The following is a 17240-nucleotide window of genomic DNA, read 5'->3' as shown; positions in this document are numbered from 1 at the left end:
GTTCAAGTTCAAGACGCGCGCTCTGGCGACGACCTATTGCACCAAAAGAGCCGAAGGATCGCCCTCGCTCGAGGAGCGCTGATGGGGCTTGGCACCTCGCCCTCAACAGGCATCGCCAGCCGCGCCCGGATCGGGTCTCGCACCGGAGCTGCCGCGATCAGCGCCTCCGTGTGGGTGGACCGGCTTGGTAAAGAGCGCTTCGCAGGGCGCGAGTTCCACCATCCGTCCCAATTTCATAACCGCCACGCGATGGCCGATATGCTCACCACGCCAAGGTCGTGCGAGATGAAGACAAGGGCGATGCCCATCTGCTGCTGGAGATCCAGGAGCAGGTTCAGGATCTGTGCCTGCACGGAGACGTCGAGGGCTGACACCGCTTCGTCGGCGACGATGGGCGAGGGGATGAGCGACAAGGCGCGCGCGCTGCCGAGCCGCTGGCGCTGACCGCCCGACAATTCAGACGGGAGCTTGTGCATCATATCCGGTGACATTCCGACCTTTCGGAGAAGGTCCGCAGCGAGCCGGCTGGCGCTGCGGCTAAGGCGCTCGAAATTCTCGACGGGTTTCGTGATGATCTGTCCAGCGGTGAGGCGATCAGTGGCGGTTCTGCTTTTTTCTATTTCATCAGATTTCATGCCAGCTCGGAGCATAGGTCAAATTCAGTCTGTGTATCGTGGGCATCTGGCTTTGAGATCGGGTCGGCGGCTGCTGTTGTAGGTCATGACAGACGTCGCCGTGCTATCCGGCATAGAGTGGGAATGATCAGCCGACTTCCGGCGGGCTGATAAGCGGGTCGCCCGCATCGGCTGTGGCCTCAAGGAGAGCGCCGGCTACACAACCCTTTCATTGTTCCGTTCCCCTCCTCAGCGTCGGGATGGGTAATTCGCCGCGTCTTCCAAACTGTCGCGATAGCCGTCGCTATGCACGTGCGGCAGCGTTTTTTCTCGCCATGGCCGCTCCGGTCTCCGCCCCCGCCGATCTCCGTCAGCCGTCAGGGCAAGCCCAATCGCTGCGTAGGAAATCGCTCGGATCTTCACCACGAGCGCGCGAAAGTCAGCGTATCGGGGAATCAATGTTCTTGGGTAGGTTGGGGTGTTGACACGACTTCCATGGAAGCACTCGCGACCAACGACGATCCGCTTGCCGTCGTCCTGATCGGCCTTGGCGCCGGGTTCGACGTGACAAGGCGGAGAGTTTCACGAAAACGCGGGCACCATGCCGAATGCAGCACCTTCCTTCAAAGGCTAGACGGCGGCCCTAAACGCGTCCCATCGGTGAACCGAGAAAACCGAAATTCCGTGGGATCTACGAGCGGTCGAGTGCACGTAACGAGATCCGCAACCAAGCGCCCTGCGCCCGGTGCTATTCCGAAACCGTGGCCGGAAAACCCCGTCGCGATAATGAGGCCCGGAATAGTTTCAACCGGTGAAATGACAGGGATTGCGTCCGGGGTCACATCCATCAACCCCGCCCATTCTTGAACGACCGTGGCCGAAGCAAAGACCGGAAACGCCTTCTTCAACCGATCGAATGCTATACGGAGATAAGCGCTATCTGGCGCTGGATCGAGGACGCGAGTCCTCTCGTATGGCGAAATCTCATCGAGCGGCATGGGGCGCGATTCCGACCATTCCTTGATAAATCGATCATCGACGCGCAACCTCAAGCTTCTAAGATCCGACCGCAATGCCGGCAAGAAGTTGACGAGGAATCTGAAACTATCCGGGACAATCGAGACGACGTTGGCGTATCCATTGGCAATGCTGTAGCCGCCGTCAATGCGTTTGCGCAACGCAAACTCGGTGCTCCAGAGCGCCGCCTCTGGGCCGCCCTCAACTGGGGATGTGCGCATCACACTCCCTCGAACCTTCAACTGAGGCAATGTAATATTCAGATCCTTAAGAATGCGACGAGACCACGCACCCGCCGCTATGACGACAGTTGAGCAGAAAATTCGGCCATGTTCGGTAACGATGGCAGATACCCTGCCGGCGCTCAGCTCCAGTCCCCGCACAGCACAATTAGTGAGCACCGAAGCGCCACTGCGGCGGGCAGCTATTGCGACCGCGCTCGTCGCAAAGAGTGGTTCGGCCCGCCCATCGGTTGCGCAAAAAAGCCCGGCTTTCCAGCGTTTGTCCGCTCCGGGTACAAGCCTCTGAAGCTCTGAGCCAGAAACCATGCGAGCGTCAATTTGATGCTGGCGCGCCTTATCGAGCCATGCTTCATTTTGAGCAACGTTCTCATCGCTATCGGCCGCGAATAATATACCGGCGCGGCGAAATCCCGTCTCAGAATCGAGATCTTCATTCATGCGCTCCCAGAGACGCAGACTTTTGATCATCAGAGGGAGTTCTCGTAGGTCACGGTGGCCCTGCCTTACCCAGCCCCAGTTGCGACTGGACTGCTCCCCTGCAATATTCCCTTTCTCACATAACGCCACCTTAACGCCACGCCTCGCCAGAAAGAGCGCTACACTCGCGCCAACGATGCCGCCGCCGACAACAACTACGTCAACTTTCGAAGGTAGCCGGTTTTCGCTTGGAACGGGTTCGACTAACAGGCCCATCGCACATTACTCTCCCACACGCATTTTCCAACGCGTCCATCGCACTCATGATTTTGACCAGTTCACTGAAACCGTCGCAGACCTATGCTGGTTGCGCGGCCCTGCCGGTACTGTTCAGTGGTCTTTGTTTCGATGAATTTCTCGAAGGCATGACAGATACGTCTCGGCTATTGGGTGATTGCTTAATCGCCAATGGGACCGCCAACGCCAAGCTGATCTACTGTCGACGCTAATGGTGCCCACCATGTGGTTGTTTCCGTTCTCGGCTGTGATCTTAAGCTGCACGATGCTGGTCTATTTCGGCAACTGTCATGATCACTCGGACCGCTGTCTCACGCACCTGATTCGGTAACTCAGACGAACTTATCCGCGCGTTTCAGGCCCGCGCGATGAGACCTAGCCATAACGACACGGCTTGACTTGACACGAGGAGGCCTGAAGAAGACTCCTATTCAGGACCCAGCAAACACGGGCGGCCGTCGCGCTGTCCAGGGAATCGTCTCCTCCAGGTCGCGGGCGATACGAACAAGGGCTGCCTCGTCACCGAAGCGCCCCACAATCTGAATGCCGATGGGCAGACCGTCCTCGCCTTGGAATAGCGGCAGTGAGACGGATGGGTGACCGGTGACGTTGAAGATGTGCATATACTGGTGCATTGCCACGTCGGCGCCATGTAGAAAATCTTCGACCGTGAGGTTCTCGTCAAGAGTCGAAAATGTCCCGTGGGGAAATGCTGGGCAGGGCATTGTGGGAGTCACGAGAATGTCGAAGTTCTTGATAGCTTCACCCACATCGGCTCGAAACTGGCGATCGCGCTGGAATACTTCCCCAGCGTAGGTGAGCGGGCGTTGCTTGTTCAACTGGTACAGCTTTAGATTGACTGGCTCCAGAGTCTGCGCGTTAACCTCGCGCCCGAGCTCACGAGCGGTCGCATCGAGATTCGAGAGCCCAATGTGGTACATGGCGGCGGCGACCTCTGGATAGAGCACGGGGTCGTAGGGTGCACGCATCTCTTCGATTTGATGCCCCATGGCCTCAAGATGCTGTGCGGTCTGCAGCACGGCCTCAAAGATGCTCGGCTTGATTTCGCCTTCCACCCACGACGACATTGCCACACCTATCCTCAACCGACCGGTCGGACGCTGAAGCTCCTGCACATACGACCGCTCCGGCGGAGCAATAACGAACGGATCTCCCGGATGAGCGCCGCTGAACACATCCAGAGCGGCGGCCATGTCGCGAACGGTGCGGCACATAACGAAGCTGCGGCTTCGACCGAGGCCGCTTTCCTGTTGGTGTGGGCCGCCGGAGATGCGGCCACGTGAGGGGTTAAGGCCGACGAGACCACAGAACGATGCTGGTACGCGGATCGAGCCTCCGCCGTCGCTGCCGCTGGCGATCGGCACGATACCGGCAGCGACAGCGGCCGCGGAGCCCGCCGTCGAGCCCCCCGACGTCCGCTCAAGATCCCACGGGTTGCGGGTGATTCCACACAATACGGACTCGCTACTCCCGATCCCCAGTTCGGGCGTGGTGGTGCGGCCCAAGACACGAAGCCCTGCCGCGCGCGCGCGCTGAATGAAGTAGCTGTCCACAGTCGGCCGGCAGCCGGCGAAGAGCCGACTTCCGCACTCCTGAAGTCGGCCGGCCTCGGTGGGCCCCAGGTCCTTGCGCAGGAACGGCACGCCGGCAAATGGCCCCGTGTCTGAACCCGGCACGGACTCCGCGTCGTCGTAGAACTCGACCACCGCGTTGATGGTTGGGTTTATGCGGTCGTGAGCCTCACGCGCCAATCGGACAAGTTCGATGGCGCTGATCTCGCGACTGTTTACCAGTTGCGCCAGCCCGGTGGCGTCGTGGGCGGCATATTCCTGCAATTTCATGCATCATTCCTCTTGGCGTCAGAGATTCACCCTCGTACCTTCGGCAGCCACCCGTTGATGAGCTGCGTCGATAGCATCACGGTGCGGTCTTGCCGTGCTCGCATCGGCAGGCCCAGAAGGATGTCGTAGGCAATGTTCACCGTACGCCGAGTACCCGGCCTCGATGTCAACTTCGATCTGTCCCCTTGTCTGCCGGTCTCCCAACTCTCTCAGTTTCGCTCAACCGCGATTGGCATGCATAACAAGCATCGAACGCGCCTAATTCGCGAGCCAGCACGCGGCCAAATGCTTTGGTCCGACCTCGATAGCTGGTGGTTCTTCTTGCCGGCAACGATCGAAGGCCAATGGGCAACGCGGATGGAACCGACAGCCTTTCGGCACACGGGCGGCGCTTGGAACCTCGCCCTGTAGGGCCGGCACCTCGGCGCGACCTGCATTGCCCCCCATCTCCGGGGTGGCGTTCCGCAAGGCAACAGTATAGGGATGGCGGGGGTTGAATGTGATCTCATCGGCGTTACCGATCTCGACCAATTTTCCAAGATAGAGGACGGCAATCCGGTCGGCGATCAACCAGGCAAGAGGCAGGTCGTGCGTGATGAACAGCAGCGCCATATTGTGCTTGTCGCGCAAGTCAACCAGAACCTGAAGAATCTGTGCGCGTATTGAGACATCGAGCATCGAGACAGGTTCGTCAGCGACTATGAGCTCCGGTTTCACGGCAAGCGCTCCGGCGATCACCACGCGCTGCCGCTGCCCGCCAGATAGCTCGTGCGGGAAGCGGGCGAAGAAATCGTGGGGAGGATTGAGCCCGGCGGACACAAGCGCTTCGCTCACACGGTCAGTGAGCTGTTTCCCTTTGTCGACCAGCCGAAGTGACCGCAACGGCTCCGCCACGATGTCGAACACGGTGTGTCGCGGGTTGAGTGCCTGATAGGCGTCCTGGAAGATCATTTGCACGCGATGCCGGTAAGGACGGAGTGCCGAGGAGCCGCGCACTGAGGTCATATCCTCGCCCTCGAACAGCAACTTGCCGCCTGTCGGCTGGGCAAGCTTGGTGATGACGCGGCCCACCGTCGTCTTGCCACTTCCCGATTCCCCGACCAGGGCGACGATCTCGCCCCGTCCGATATTGAGGTCGACCCCGTCCACCGCTCGCACCGCGCCAGCAGGTCGGCCTAGGACACGGTCGAACAGTCCGCCCCGGATAGGAAAATGGACCTGCAGGGTCTCAAGACGCAGGATATCGGCGGTGTCAGGCATTGACTGCAACCTTGTCTTCATGCGAGGGTCGGTGAAGGTGACAGGCGACGCGTCCCAGCCCGAAGTTATCGAGACTGGGGATTTCGGTCGCGCAAATCGCCATCGCCGACGGACAACGCGGATGGAAGGCGCAGCCTGAGGGTCTATTCACCAAGTTAGGGGGATCACCGGGTATTGGTCGGATCATCTTTTTGCCGTTCGCCGGGTTCGGGATCGAGTCGATCAGCAGACGGGTGTAGGGGTGCTTAGGTCTGGCGAATATCTCGGCGACGGTATCGTCTTCGACGATGCGGCCGGAATACATGATCATCACCCGATCACAAGCCTCAGCCACCACAGAAAGATCGTGGGTGATCAAGATCAGGGCAAGATTAAGCCGCGATCGCAAGTCACCCAGCAGTTTGAGGATCTGAGCCTGGGTGATGACGTCGAGCGCCGTAGTCGGCTCGTCTCCGATGACGATCGAAGGGCGACATGCCAGCGCCATGGCAATCATCACCCTTTGGCGCATACCGCCCGACAACTCGTGGGGATAGGCAGCGCCGCGATCGGCCGGAATGCCGACAAGCTCGAGCAGTTCTCTTGCCCGCGCGGTTGCCTCGTCACGCGACATGCCGAGCTTCAGCATGCATGGCTCGGCGATTTGCTTAGTGATGCGGTGAACGGGATTGAGCGCACTCATTGCACCCTGGAAGACAACGGAGGTTTCACTCCAGCGATGTGGCCGCATCGCCGCATCGTCATCGATCGGCAGTCGGTTACCGCGATAACGGACCTCGCCGCTGCTGACCCGCGCGTGGGGTGATAGCAGACCCGCGATCGCCATGGCGGTCGTGGTCTTGCCACTGCCCGATTCTCCGACGAGGCCAACGGCCTCACCGGCCCGGAGCGCGAAACTTACTCTGTCGATCGCACGCGATGAAACGCCCTTGAGCCCATAGTCGACAGAGAGGCCGTCGACTTCCAGAAGCGACGCCTGGTGGGAAGAGTCTATCATGGGATCACGCGCCGCCGTGGATTGAACGTGTCGTCGAGGGCATTGCCAATCAGGACGAAGCTAAGCGAAACCGTGAGTACGCATACGCCGGGTGCACCGAGATACCACCAGGCGCCTGAACTGGCCGCACCGGCGCGCTGTGCAAGCGAAAGCAATGTGCCCCAGGAGGGCTGCAATGGATCGCCAAGGCCGAGGAACGAGAGCGACGTCTCGACATAAATCGCGCCCGCGACGACCAGGGCACCGTTGGCTGCGATTTGCGGTACGAGATTGGGTAGGATGTGACGCACCATAATGCTGAAATTGCTGCTGCCCACAACCCGCGCACGATCGATGAATGTTCGCTCCTTAAGCGACAGGGTCTGACTGCGAACGATGCGTGCGACGAACGCCCAGCTTGTTATCCCGATAACGACAAGGATCACGAAAAGAGAAGGACGGAAGCCAAGGATTTCTCTCCCCCGCCCCATCACCTCGACAACCACGGGCGTGATGACCAGCGCCAGCACGAAAGACGGCATGACAAAAAAGAAGTCCGTCAAGCGCATCAGCCAGACGTCAATCCTGCCACTATAGTAACCAGCCATCATCCCGACCGTGGTGCCGACGATAAGGCTGATCACAGTCGCCAGCAGCGCGATCGTGAGCGAGATCCGGGCACCGTGGACGACCAGATTGAGCACGTCCCGCCCGACTTCATCCGTCCCCAACAAATGCTGGCTTGATGGTGATGCGAGGAAATCACCGGTTGCATTGATCGCAGTCTGAAGCGGTCCCACCAGGATATTGGGCACCGCTGCCATAACAAGAAATAATATCAGACATACGAGGCCAAGCTGTGTCCCCCATAGCCAAGAAACCGGCCTAGAAAGATTTTGGTAGCACGCGCCCGGCTACGCCCAGAATACCGACCTGGACTTTCACTCACTGTCGTACCCTCGGATCAAGCACGCCGTAGGCAAGATCGGCTACGAGGTTTGCGAGAACAATCGAGGCGCCAAGCAGCAGGAATATGCCTTGAAGGACAGGATAATCCCGAGCATTGAGAGCCTCTACCGTCAGGCCACCGATCCCCGGCCAGGCGAATACGGCTTCGACGGTGATAGCACCTGCCACCACGTAGCCGAGATTAAGGGTAATCAAGGTAACGACCGGCAGCATTGCATTGCGAAATGCATGACGCATCAGCATCTGTCGGCCGGTCAGTCCCTTGGCCCTTGCGGTCACCATGTAATCCTCGGTGACGACGTCGCTCATCGCAGCACGAGCGACCACGACGTATTGGCCGATTAGTCCAAGGGCCACCGCGGTGACCGGGAGCGCTAGATGCCGCAAGTAGTCGAGCACCCAATCAAGCGACCCCGTAATTGCGCCGGGCGAATGCGCACCATAGCCCGGAAGCCAGCCCAATGCCGTACTGAAGATCACCACCAGGATCATGCCGAGCCAGAAAGCCGGCGTAGAATAGAGTGCCAGAGAGGCTCCCGTGGCGACATTGTCGCCGACTCCTCCTCTGCGCCAACCCGCATATAACCCAAGCATGACACCGCATAGGATCGCGACAAATTGGGCTAAACCGACCAGGGCAATGGTGGCTGGTAGCCGCTCCAAAATCAGGTCAGCAACATGCCTGCCCCTGAATTTGAAGCTGTAGCCAAAATCGCCCTGGAAAGTTGCCGACAGGTAGTCGAGCACCTGATCCGGAAACAGAGGCCGGTCGAGGCCCCAATTCTGACGCTGCGCCTCCATCTGCTCGGCTGTTACGCTGGTGCGTGCTCCGCCGAGCAAAAGTGATGCAGGATCACCCGGAATGACCCGGAACAGGACGAAGTTCAGAACCGCCACCATCAAAAGGGTTGTGATGGCCCTGATGAGGATGCTCACGATGCGCCTGCTCATCTGGCCTCGCTTTCTATCAAGACCATCTCAAATCGGCTTCAAGCGATCGAATGGAGAGTAACTCCACAGCGTTAAGTCCTCTCCCCAGCCCTCTAAGCAATCCTTACGGTAGGCTTGGAGCATCTTTGGGTAACACAGCATGATGTACGGCGCGTCGGTGTAAATCAGGCGCGCAGCCTGGTCCACCAGCTCTTTGCTCTTGTTCAGGTCGGCGGTGCGGTCGATCTCCGACAAAAACTCGTCGAATTCTTCATTCTTCCAAAGCGCAGGGTTATACTGACTGTCCGCCTGGCTGCTGCCAATGCTGAGCAGATCGTGGGGCGAGGGTGAAAGCCAACCGGCGCCAACGACCAGATCCCAGCCCCCGCCGCCCTTCGCCGGCGCCGCCGTATGGGCATTGAGTGCCCCTGAGTCAAGCTGGGTGACTGATACGGGGATACCAATTTGTCCCAACCAGCCAGCGATTAGTTGTACCGCCGCAATCGGTATTTCGAGGGCACCTGAACTCGTTCCCGTTATCAAGTCGAGCTGGAACTTGTTTCCTTCCTTGTCTTCCCGGACGCCGTCACCGTCCGCATCGCGATAGCCGGCCGCATCGAGCCGGCGGCCCGCCTCGGCGAGATCGTAGTGGCGCCTGATGTCGCTCAAATCCGAGTAGTATTCAGTGGCCGACGGCATGACCAGTCCCACGCCAGGGTCGGCATGCCCCCGGAAGGCGCGATCAACGAGCGTCTTCTGGTCGATCGCATAGCCGATAGCATCCCGAAACGCCGGGTCCTGGAGGGCCTTAGTATTGCCCGCGCCTTGTCCGGAGGCGGTGTTGAAGGCCAAATAATTCCGTTGCTCAGTTCGCGATTCTGTAACCACAATATCGGGGTCTTTCGAGAGGTCATCCCACTGGGCAACTGTCAGGCCGAAGCCAAAGTTGAGATTGCCGCTTTTGAGACCCTGCGCGATAGGATCGGCCGTACTGAAGAAATTGAAAACCATGCCGCTCGTAGCCGGTTTGCCAGTGCGGAAGTGCGGGTTAGGCGAGAGGCGGACAAACTGGCCCTGTTGAAACTCCTGGATAATCATCGGCCCCGTGCCCACCAGCGGTGGATCATTGCGGAAGGTGCTGCGCGCATCGGCGTAGCTGATGTCCTTCCAGATGTGCTCGGGGACCACCAGAATGGGCAGGTCGAGCAGCGAGAGAGTCGGAACCTTGGTCACGACTTGCAAGGTCTCGTCATCAACCACACTGACACTTTCAACTTGCTGCAGGCCGCTAGTGCTGTTCTGGCCGATATTAAGTTCCTCGGGCTTTCCTATCGAGCCAAGCAGGTAGTTATAGGTGAACGCCGCATCCTTGGCCGTCGCAGGCTGCCCATCAGACCACTTCATCCCGGGCCACATTTTGAAGGTCCAGGTGAGCTTGTCGTCGGCAACCGACCACTCCTTGGCAAATCCTCTCCGATCGGAATGGCGCTGGGCATCAACGCCGACCAGAAAGTCATATGTGTATATCGTCGGCCAGAACGAGCTCCAGGTGGCAAATGGATTCATCGTGTCAGGGGCGACAATTCCGCCGACGCGCACCACGTGATCGTCGCACGACGATCCGGCAAACGCCCTTGAACGCATAACCCACGGCGAAATAGATCCCGCCACCATTGCCTTCATTATGGCGCGACGACTAAGCGACCCCTCGTCCATTGTGCCCTCCCTCAAAGTTACAGTCCGCTGTTGCGCGTCCCATCCTGACTGGTCGGCAATGAGGACCTGCCCTAATTGACACGACCTGCTCTTCTTTGAATTTGAAATCATAGGTGCTAGGTCGGTGGACTTGGCAAGAACAGAATCAATATGGTGACTATCTCGCCTTGAGATGGCCAACTGAGGTGACCGTTCGAGTAGCGCAGCCATTCGACATCTCGCCTCCAAAGACCGGGCGTCCCGATTTGTCGTAGGCGGCTTGCGGCTCTGCCCCGCGCACTCGAACTTGTATTCCGTATCCGCAAAGGCCGTTGCCAGATTGAACCGCCGCCCGTTTTGAGCGGCACCTGCCGAGGTGACGAAGCTGCTGTAGCGATAGCCGTCCCAGTGACGCACGATATATCGTCCCAAGTATCCGCAGCGTACGTGCTTGTGCTTGAGCTCGCGATGGACATAGGGACTCGGCGCGCGCGACGCTGCGATGGGAGGGGCGCGGCTTCCAGAACCGCGTCGGAGATCTTCTCGCCAACGGCCAGATGAGCTCGCAGCCTCGGCGCGTCGCAGCGTCTTGCGCACAGACGAGGTCCGCACCCACCCGTACGAGATCCCCTTGTGACAAAGGCCCCCTTCAAATCGGTATCGCAAAGTCTCGCTGGTACGTCGCTTGGTCACTCCCTCCGCCGGCATCTGGTTCCTCCTCCGGACAAAGCCAAAGAAGCGAACCTGAACGCGCCGGCACACCCTGACCACCGCGCCGAAACAGGCCCGAAACAGGGGCGGTATCATCTCGGAACCAGGGGCCGAGATCATTCTGGAACTCGGAATCAGCACACGTTGTCGATTGCGACCTGGGCAAATCGGGACCTAGCGCCGTTTCCCACGACTGTGTCCGTCAGCTAAGTAGCCCTTGCCACGCCACGTCGCCACGGGGCTGGAGATCTCGAGCGGGGCCGGAAACTCGCCGACTTGTACCGGCTGCTCGAGCGGTGTCACATGCGCAGCCGTCGACCCAACAAGGCTGGCCGTAGGAGCTGAAGATAGGGGGCGGTATACTTGCTCGATGGCACCCTACACTCGACCCCGACGCCGAAGTGGCGCGACGACCCTCGAGCCGGTAGCGCAACCAGAACCGTCAAGTTCTTACTCAAAGGCATCCTGTTCCCGCGATGACTGCTCAGGGGGGACCGCACGTGGGCGCCTCGACGAGATTGGTGAAATGCCAATCGAGATCCATCCGTTTTTTTGCGTGTTCGGAAGGGCGCGCGGTCCACCGCATCGGTGACAGCCGGGACAGCCCCTCGACGGGCGGCTAGCCGCGTCGACCAATCGCGATTTTAAGCAAGAAATCGCCCACAAGAACAGCTGGAGCGAACTCAAACTGGATAAAGCTTGGGCGCAACGTCAACCGGACCGAACTCCGCATCGAACCTTCTCTGCCGCTGCGCAATGCGCGCGCTCCTGGCTATGGACTGCGCAATGATCCTTACGTTCACGGGTGATGCCGTAGGTTTCGCCGACCCGCTCGGCCGTCCGCACCATCGACACAAGTAGAGTGGGTAAGATGCCTCGATGACCGGGGCACGCTCGGTACCTGTTCATGTGCTGATTCTGCGAGGAGAATGATCCATTCGCCCGCGCACAATACGGCCCGGCTGCTGCTGGACCGCGCCGGCATGGCATGTGCCGTTTGGCCGCGAGGCCGGAGGCGCACTGGCGGTCGATGGTTGGCAGCGCCCGGGACAGGCACGCGTTCCCGGCACACCGAAACGACCGATCATGACGCTCATCCCGTCACGAATTCCCCCAATCGCTTTTTCGATTTCCATGAGTTTGTTACACACCCAATCCTCTCATATTTGGAACGAGAAGAAAGCACAAAGCAGCCCATCAACGGCGCCCAGAGAACGCCACGGGAAAACGATCTACTTCTTTCAATAGTGATCCCTAGTCTAGGCCGCAAACTCATAAACTGGGTATCGCTTTGAGGCGAGTTCTGATTCAAGGCTCCTTTTGGGGCTTTATGCGGCGATATGAGCTGAGCGACTTCGAATGGAGCATCATTGCACCCAATCTGCCGAACAAAGTTCGGGGCGTGGCGCGCGTCGATGACCGTAAGGTTCTGAATGGTATTCTGTGGCGCTTCCGCACGGGATCGCCTTGGGCCGACGTGCCGGAACGGTATGGACCTTGCACGACTTGCTACAATCGCTTTGTCCGACGGCGCAAGCCGGGGTCTGGGATCGGCTTCTTGCGGCGGTTTCCCGGGCTTTCGATGGCGACATCATCATGATCGACAGTTCCTGTGTCCGCGTCCACCAACACGCAGCCACTGCAAAAAAGGGGGTGGTGACGATGGTTGCATGGGACGTTCCCGCGGCGGGCTTACGACCAAAATCCACGCGCTCGTGGATGCCGAAGGCCGGCCGATCGATCTCCACCTGACCGCTGGGCAAGCGGATGACGGGAAATCTGCCGCCGCCATGCTCGATGCGCTCCAGCCACATGCGATCCTGCTCGCGGACCGCGCCTACGATAGCAACGCCATTCGCGCCCTGGCAAAAGAGCGAAACGTTTGGGCAAACATTCCGCCGAAGAAGCACAGAACAGGCAGCTTCTCTGTCAGCGCCTGGGTCTATAGGCAGCGCAACCTCATCGAGCGCTACTTCAACAAGCTCAAGCAGTATAGAGGCATCGCTACACGATATGACCGCGATCCGCTCAACTTCATGGCCGCGATCAAACTCGCTTCTGTCCGCATCTGGCTACGCAGTTATGAGTCTGCGCCCTAGCTAGGCCGAAGACAACGTCCTAATGTTGCAACCTCGTGATGCTGACGCAAAACGTTCGCGCCGCGGGCCGCTTTCAGACGGAAGCTGGCGCTGCGCCTCATTAGACCACGCGGATTGTTCCGCTAAATGTGTCGCGCTCGTCCGGCGCCGCGTGCACACGCCATTCGACGCGGTCAGGGAAGAGCGCAAAGACGCTCGTGGCCAGGGTCTGGTCCGAGCCGTTCGCATAAATCGGGGTGGTCTCGTCGAAGAGCACCGCCTCCGCGCCCTCCGCAAGCGCGCCTTCCGCGATCATCCGGTCCGCCGCCTCCTGCCGATTGCGCGAAGAGACGGAGATCGTCTGCTCCAGGCCGTCGAATTCCCCGAACAGCAGGTGGTTGGCGTGGGCTCGCGGCGAGGCGACCTCCCGAACGACGCAGCCTGAGGCCGGCGCCTCTACAGAGACGAGCCGACCCGTCTTCGCCTCGCCGAGATTGTGATGGTAGCCGCTGGCGCGGTCCTTGCGCTTCAGGATTTCGATCGCTTCGTCCAGCCCTTTCGCACTGAGGATCGCTCGGCTAATGATTTCCCGCGGCACGCCAGGCTTAAGATCGTTGGGTCTGATGTTGTTGTTAGCCTGGACAATCCCGGCCTCGTTCACGCCAAAGTATGTCGGCAGGATGCCGGGAATCATAAAGCCGCTCCAAGCCGGGCCCTCGTCCGGTTCGGCTTCGACCCAGAGGCAGGCACCGAGAAACTGCGCCCCGCCGTCCTCATTATGCGCGATGACCGCGGGTTCGTCGCCTTCCGCCGGAATCAGCAGCGAAGTGCAGCGGTCAATGTTATTCGTCGCCGGGCAGACGCCCTCGGGAAGCATCAATTCAGTCATGCAATGCCAGAGGAAGACCGTTTCAAAGTCCTGCCCGGCCCCAGCGGCGATCCCCTCTATCTCGCGAACGTAGCCGGGATAGGCCGTGCGCGAGGCGGATTCCAGCGTCTTAAGATAGTCCGATCCCCGCCAGCGGGCATTCAAGCCTTGATCTTGCTCGTTGATGAAGACGCCCTCGCGAAAGACGCGCTCGCGGAAGCTGGAGGCGGTGGCCTGACCGATGACGAAGCCGATCGAGAAGGCGTCGCCCTTCGCGCGGACGCGGCGGATGGGATTTCTGGACATATAAGGCCTCTGCTTTCTGTGAGTCGCTGTTGATAATTTGCCAGACCGAACCGTGCCTCGCTCCTTTACGATTCATCGCGATAGGCGCATGCGGTCAAATATCGAATGTCGCCCAAGACCATCTCGAATCCAGAATGATACCGCTCACGCAGCTGCGAACAGCGTTAGCACTGGAGGAACTTGGCTTGGGATTTCCTAGTCGGGAATCGTGGCTGACCAGTGCTTGCCCTCTATCAAAGTCTGCGTGACCGAAACCGTGGTAGAAAAAGCGATGCGCGGATGGGCCTTGTGGAAGTCGGCAAGGAAAGTATCGAGGAAGGGGCATTCGACATGACTGGCGAAGCCATATCGACATGGCCGGAGATGTGGTTTCGATCCTTCTCCATCAGTTCCGGTAATCCGGCGACGATAGCGAACATTGCCATACATTGGTTGTAAAGTTCGCCAAACGAAGGGCATTCAGTCCTGGTCTGCCTGGTGCTTCACCAACGAGATCGCCCGCACGGGCCATCGGTTTGAATGTTGAAGCACAAGCAACGAGACGCGACCGCGTGCGGTTGGCTTGTGCGAGATTCACCCCACCCTGCATGGATGATCCCGTTTTGATCGAGCACTCGGCTCGTCTCGCGTGCATTCAACGCCAGTCAAGCGAATGGTTGTTTGCGCGACCCAGGATGTTGAAACCCTCGCCCTCAAATCGGGTGCGACCTCCGGCAGGCTTATTGATATGCACCGCCGTATTCAGCCTGAGGACTCCCACAGAACGATTTAATATCGAGGATGTTATTTCCAGGTTGCTAAACGTGACGTCAGCAGCCATTGCAAGCATCCTGGGATGAGCCGAGGCTATGGCCGCGAACCTTTGCAGTGCTGCGGGCGTCTCGATTTGGGCAAGGAAACGGATGCGTCCCTGGACAAGATTTCTTTCTCGATCGAATTCCAATACGGCGTTCGCGATCTCTGATAGTCCAGCAGGTCCGCCGCTGAAGCCGTGCTCAACAATGAAGCCGCACTCGGCATTTTCCTCGCGCAGGAAAAGCTCGATGACTTGGAATACACCCTGCTTTATCGTGAGCGTTTCGGCTTCTTTTGCGGACCAAGCCACCCGCTCTTCCAACGACAAATTTCCGGCTTCGATGAGATGAGGAGACTCGACTACGTTTCCTTCAAAACCGACGAGCTTTCAGGAGCTCTGGCGCCTGTGGCAGCATTGCGCAAGCAAGAGCAGCTTTGTGGGAAAATTGTGGGACAGTTCACCAATCTCGAAGAGGTGAAGCGCCTGATCGACAGAAGCTCGAACCACTTCAGAATCACGCCGCCGGGTGAGACGCCGCCGTGGGGGGCGTTTATCGACGAACTGCGTGTCGACTGCGCTGCTTGTGCTGCTTGTTCCATCAATGCGGAGGAGGCGAGCGTTCGCAGATACGGCCGCGCCTCGTACCTCCCATAAATCTCTGGGCGCAGGCTACTGTCTCAAACATATTACGACGCGCCTCCGGTAAGGCTAAAATGACCGATGAGCCAATTCAGGGCCTCGCTCTGGTCTCGTTGGATCATGTGAGTTGCTTTCAGCAGGTGGAATTCCGAATTTTCGATCATCTTTGCTAGCCTCCACCCGCGCTCTGGCGCCACGGTGGCGTCGTCCGCAGACCAGATAAGCATTGTCTTGCGCTGCAGGCGATTAATGTAGGGAAAGATGTACTTCTGCTGCAACAGGATATATTGTTTCATATCCGTTTCTTCTAAAGGCAGGCGCTTCCGGACCTCCCATTTTGCGCGTGTCGCGGGGCGTCGATAAGCTATTCGACGATAGTTCTCCAGCTCCGCCTCATATGCATCCGGCTCATAGGCGATCGCGCCTTTCCGCACGTATTCCTCTTCACTTGGCATCTGTCCGGTATAGTCATACAACGTGGTGGCGGCATGGAGCCACGCATCGTCACGCTCGTCCCCAAATGGCTCTGGTCCAATTGGAGGCGATACAGCGCTAGATGTGAGCAGAACGACTTTCGAAACAAGATCTGGGCGGACGATCGCGAGACGCGCAGCAACGAATGATCCTTCTGAATGACCTACGAGCGTAATCTTTTTCAACTCCATTGCCTCGATGAAAGCAATGACATGGTCTACGCGGCCGAGCCGGTTAACATAGTTCCCAGGAGTAGGGTCGTCCGTTCCTCCGAACTGGAGTTGATCAAGTGCGATCACTCTGAAACGATCGGATAGCCCGTGCAACTGCCAAATCCAGCTTAACCTCGCATCTAAGATTCCACCCGGGGACGCCCCGTGGAGAAGCACTATTGGACGACCGGCCCCCGTCTCATAGTAGGTCGACCCGATGCCGCCAATCGAAATACGACGTTCAGGGATGAGCGTTTTGGCGGCCAGGCGCGGCGACTGCGCGGCGCCGGCCGGAAGCTCATTAGAGCCGACACGGCGGCTGATGTCATCGAATTCCTGCGACATTGAGATGCTCCTTGTCACCTTCGTTGTGTAGGCGATGCGGCTTTTTGCTTTGTTCATTCAACCACGCCATGCGGCCGATTTGCGCGCGTTGTGCCCCTTACAACGCAACAAAACGGCAATTCCTCCCCCGTTTACGAAAAAAAACGCGACCTCTGGTCGTAGAAGCGGCGGCCGGATTTCGAAGGGGATATCGTTCAGGTGCGAGTTGGCCAGAAGATTGCGACACAGTTCGAGCCTCGCGGCGCGGTGGCCATTGACGAGAAGCCATAATGGCGGATGCCATGAAAGCCCCCAAGGAGCGTGCAGCGGAAGCGGCGAATGAACTGGTGCGCATTCAGCGTCCTGTATCTGCTTCGCCTCGGTGAAGTTTATCGTTCAGCGGAACGAGACTTGCCGCCGGCCGGCTGTCACGCGAGAAATATGGCGATCGCGTTGCGGTGGGTTTAGCGGCCGAGATAGGCCAGCAGCTGCCCGCCGCAAGGCGCTTGGTGGCAGGCTTCATGGAAGGCTACTGTTAATGTAGGCCATCCAC

At 59.0% G+C, this 17240-nt stretch carries 10 protein-coding genes and 3 pseudogenes; 2 read left to right on the top strand and 11 right to left on the bottom strand.

What is annotated here, in order from left to right; translation table 11 throughout:
- Positions 1-71: 71 nt before the first annotated feature.
- The 8 genes and pseudogenes from EJ078_RS09495 to EJ078_RS09460 form a co-directional block, all read right to left on the bottom strand.
- Positions 72-593, bottom strand: a pseudogene (locus tag EJ078_RS09495) (ABC transporter ATP-binding protein); the annotation flags it as partial.
- Between the two features lie 644 nt (positions 594-1237).
- The gene (locus EJ078_RS09490; RefSeq protein ID WP_208721263.1) at positions 1238-2566 is read right to left on the bottom strand and encodes an FAD-binding oxidoreductase; all 1329 of its coding nucleotides are present in this window, start codon (positions 2564-2566) and stop codon (positions 1238-1240) included.
- A 452-nt stretch (positions 2567-3018) separates the two neighbouring features.
- Positions 3019-4449: an amidase gene (locus tag EJ078_RS09485; RefSeq protein WP_208721261.1), complete on the bottom strand. Its 1431-nt coding sequence runs from the start codon at positions 4447-4449 to the stop codon at positions 3019-3021.
- A 258-nt stretch (positions 4450-4707) separates the two neighbouring features.
- On the bottom strand, positions 4708-5709 hold the full coding sequence (locus EJ078_RS09480) for an ABC transporter ATP-binding protein (protein ID WP_208721259.1): 1002 nt from the start codon (positions 5707-5709) through the stop codon (positions 4708-4710).
- Positions 5702-6706 carry an ABC transporter ATP-binding protein gene (locus EJ078_RS09475; protein WP_208721257.1) on the bottom strand — a complete coding sequence of 335 codons (1005 nt, stop codon included), beginning with the start codon at positions 6704-6706 and terminating at the stop codon, positions 5702-5704. Before EJ078_RS09475 ends, EJ078_RS09480 begins: the two co-directional genes overlap by 8 nt.
- A complete protein-coding gene (locus EJ078_RS09470) occupies positions 6703-7509 on the bottom strand; it encodes an ABC transporter permease (RefSeq protein WP_245459164.1) in 807 nt (268 codons plus the stop codon). Before EJ078_RS09470 ends, EJ078_RS09475 begins: the two co-directional genes overlap by 4 nt.
- 121 nt (positions 7510-7630) lie before the next feature.
- Positions 7631-8605 (bottom strand): ABC transporter permease, encoded by a 975-nt coding sequence (locus tag EJ078_RS09465; protein WP_208721255.1) that lies wholly within the window; start codon positions 8603-8605, stop codon positions 7631-7633.
- A gap of 27 nt (positions 8606-8632) precedes the next feature.
- Positions 8633-10300 carry an ABC transporter substrate-binding protein gene (locus EJ078_RS09460; protein WP_208721253.1) on the bottom strand — a complete coding sequence of 556 codons (1668 nt, stop codon included), beginning with the start codon at positions 10298-10300 and terminating at the stop codon, positions 8633-8635.
- Positions 10301-12320: 2020 nt separating this feature from the next.
- Here EJ078_RS09460 and EJ078_RS09455 point away from each other — a divergent pair.
- Positions 12321-13089, top strand: a pseudogene (locus EJ078_RS09455) (IS5 family transposase).
- 100 nt (positions 13090-13189) lie between these two features.
- Here EJ078_RS09455 and EJ078_RS09450 read toward each other — a convergent pair.
- Together EJ078_RS09450 and EJ078_RS30265 are read right to left on the bottom strand one after the other, a co-directional pair.
- On the bottom strand, positions 13190-14242 hold the full coding sequence (locus tag EJ078_RS09450; protein ID WP_208721251.1) for a C45 family peptidase: 1053 nt from the start codon (positions 14240-14242) through the stop codon (positions 13190-13192).
- Positions 14243-14687: 445 nt separating this feature from the next.
- Positions 14688-15056 (bottom strand): annotated as a pseudogene (locus tag EJ078_RS30265) (CapA family protein); the annotation flags it as partial.
- Positions 15057-15233: 177 nt separating this feature from the next.
- Between EJ078_RS30265 and EJ078_RS09445 the strand changes: the two are divergent.
- Entirely contained in the window at positions 15234-15692 is a 459-nt protein-coding gene (locus EJ078_RS09445) for a hypothetical protein (RefSeq protein ID WP_208721249.1), read from the top strand.
- 32 nt (positions 15693-15724) lie between these two features.
- Here EJ078_RS09445 and EJ078_RS09440 read toward each other — a convergent pair whose 3' ends face one another.
- A complete protein-coding gene (locus EJ078_RS09440) occupies positions 15725-16765 on the bottom strand; it encodes an alpha/beta hydrolase (protein WP_245459161.1) in 1041 nt (346 codons plus the stop codon).
- Positions 16766-17240: the final 475 nt, after the last annotated feature.

Source organism: Mesorhizobium sp. M1A.F.Ca.IN.022.06.1.1 (assembly GCF_003952605.1).
In the GTDB taxonomy this organism is placed as follows: domain Bacteria; phylum Pseudomonadota; class Alphaproteobacteria; order Rhizobiales; family Rhizobiaceae; genus Mesorhizobium.
The sequence above is the reverse complement of the archived record's forward strand: the minus strand, read 5'-3'. Positions and strand labels throughout refer to the sequence as shown.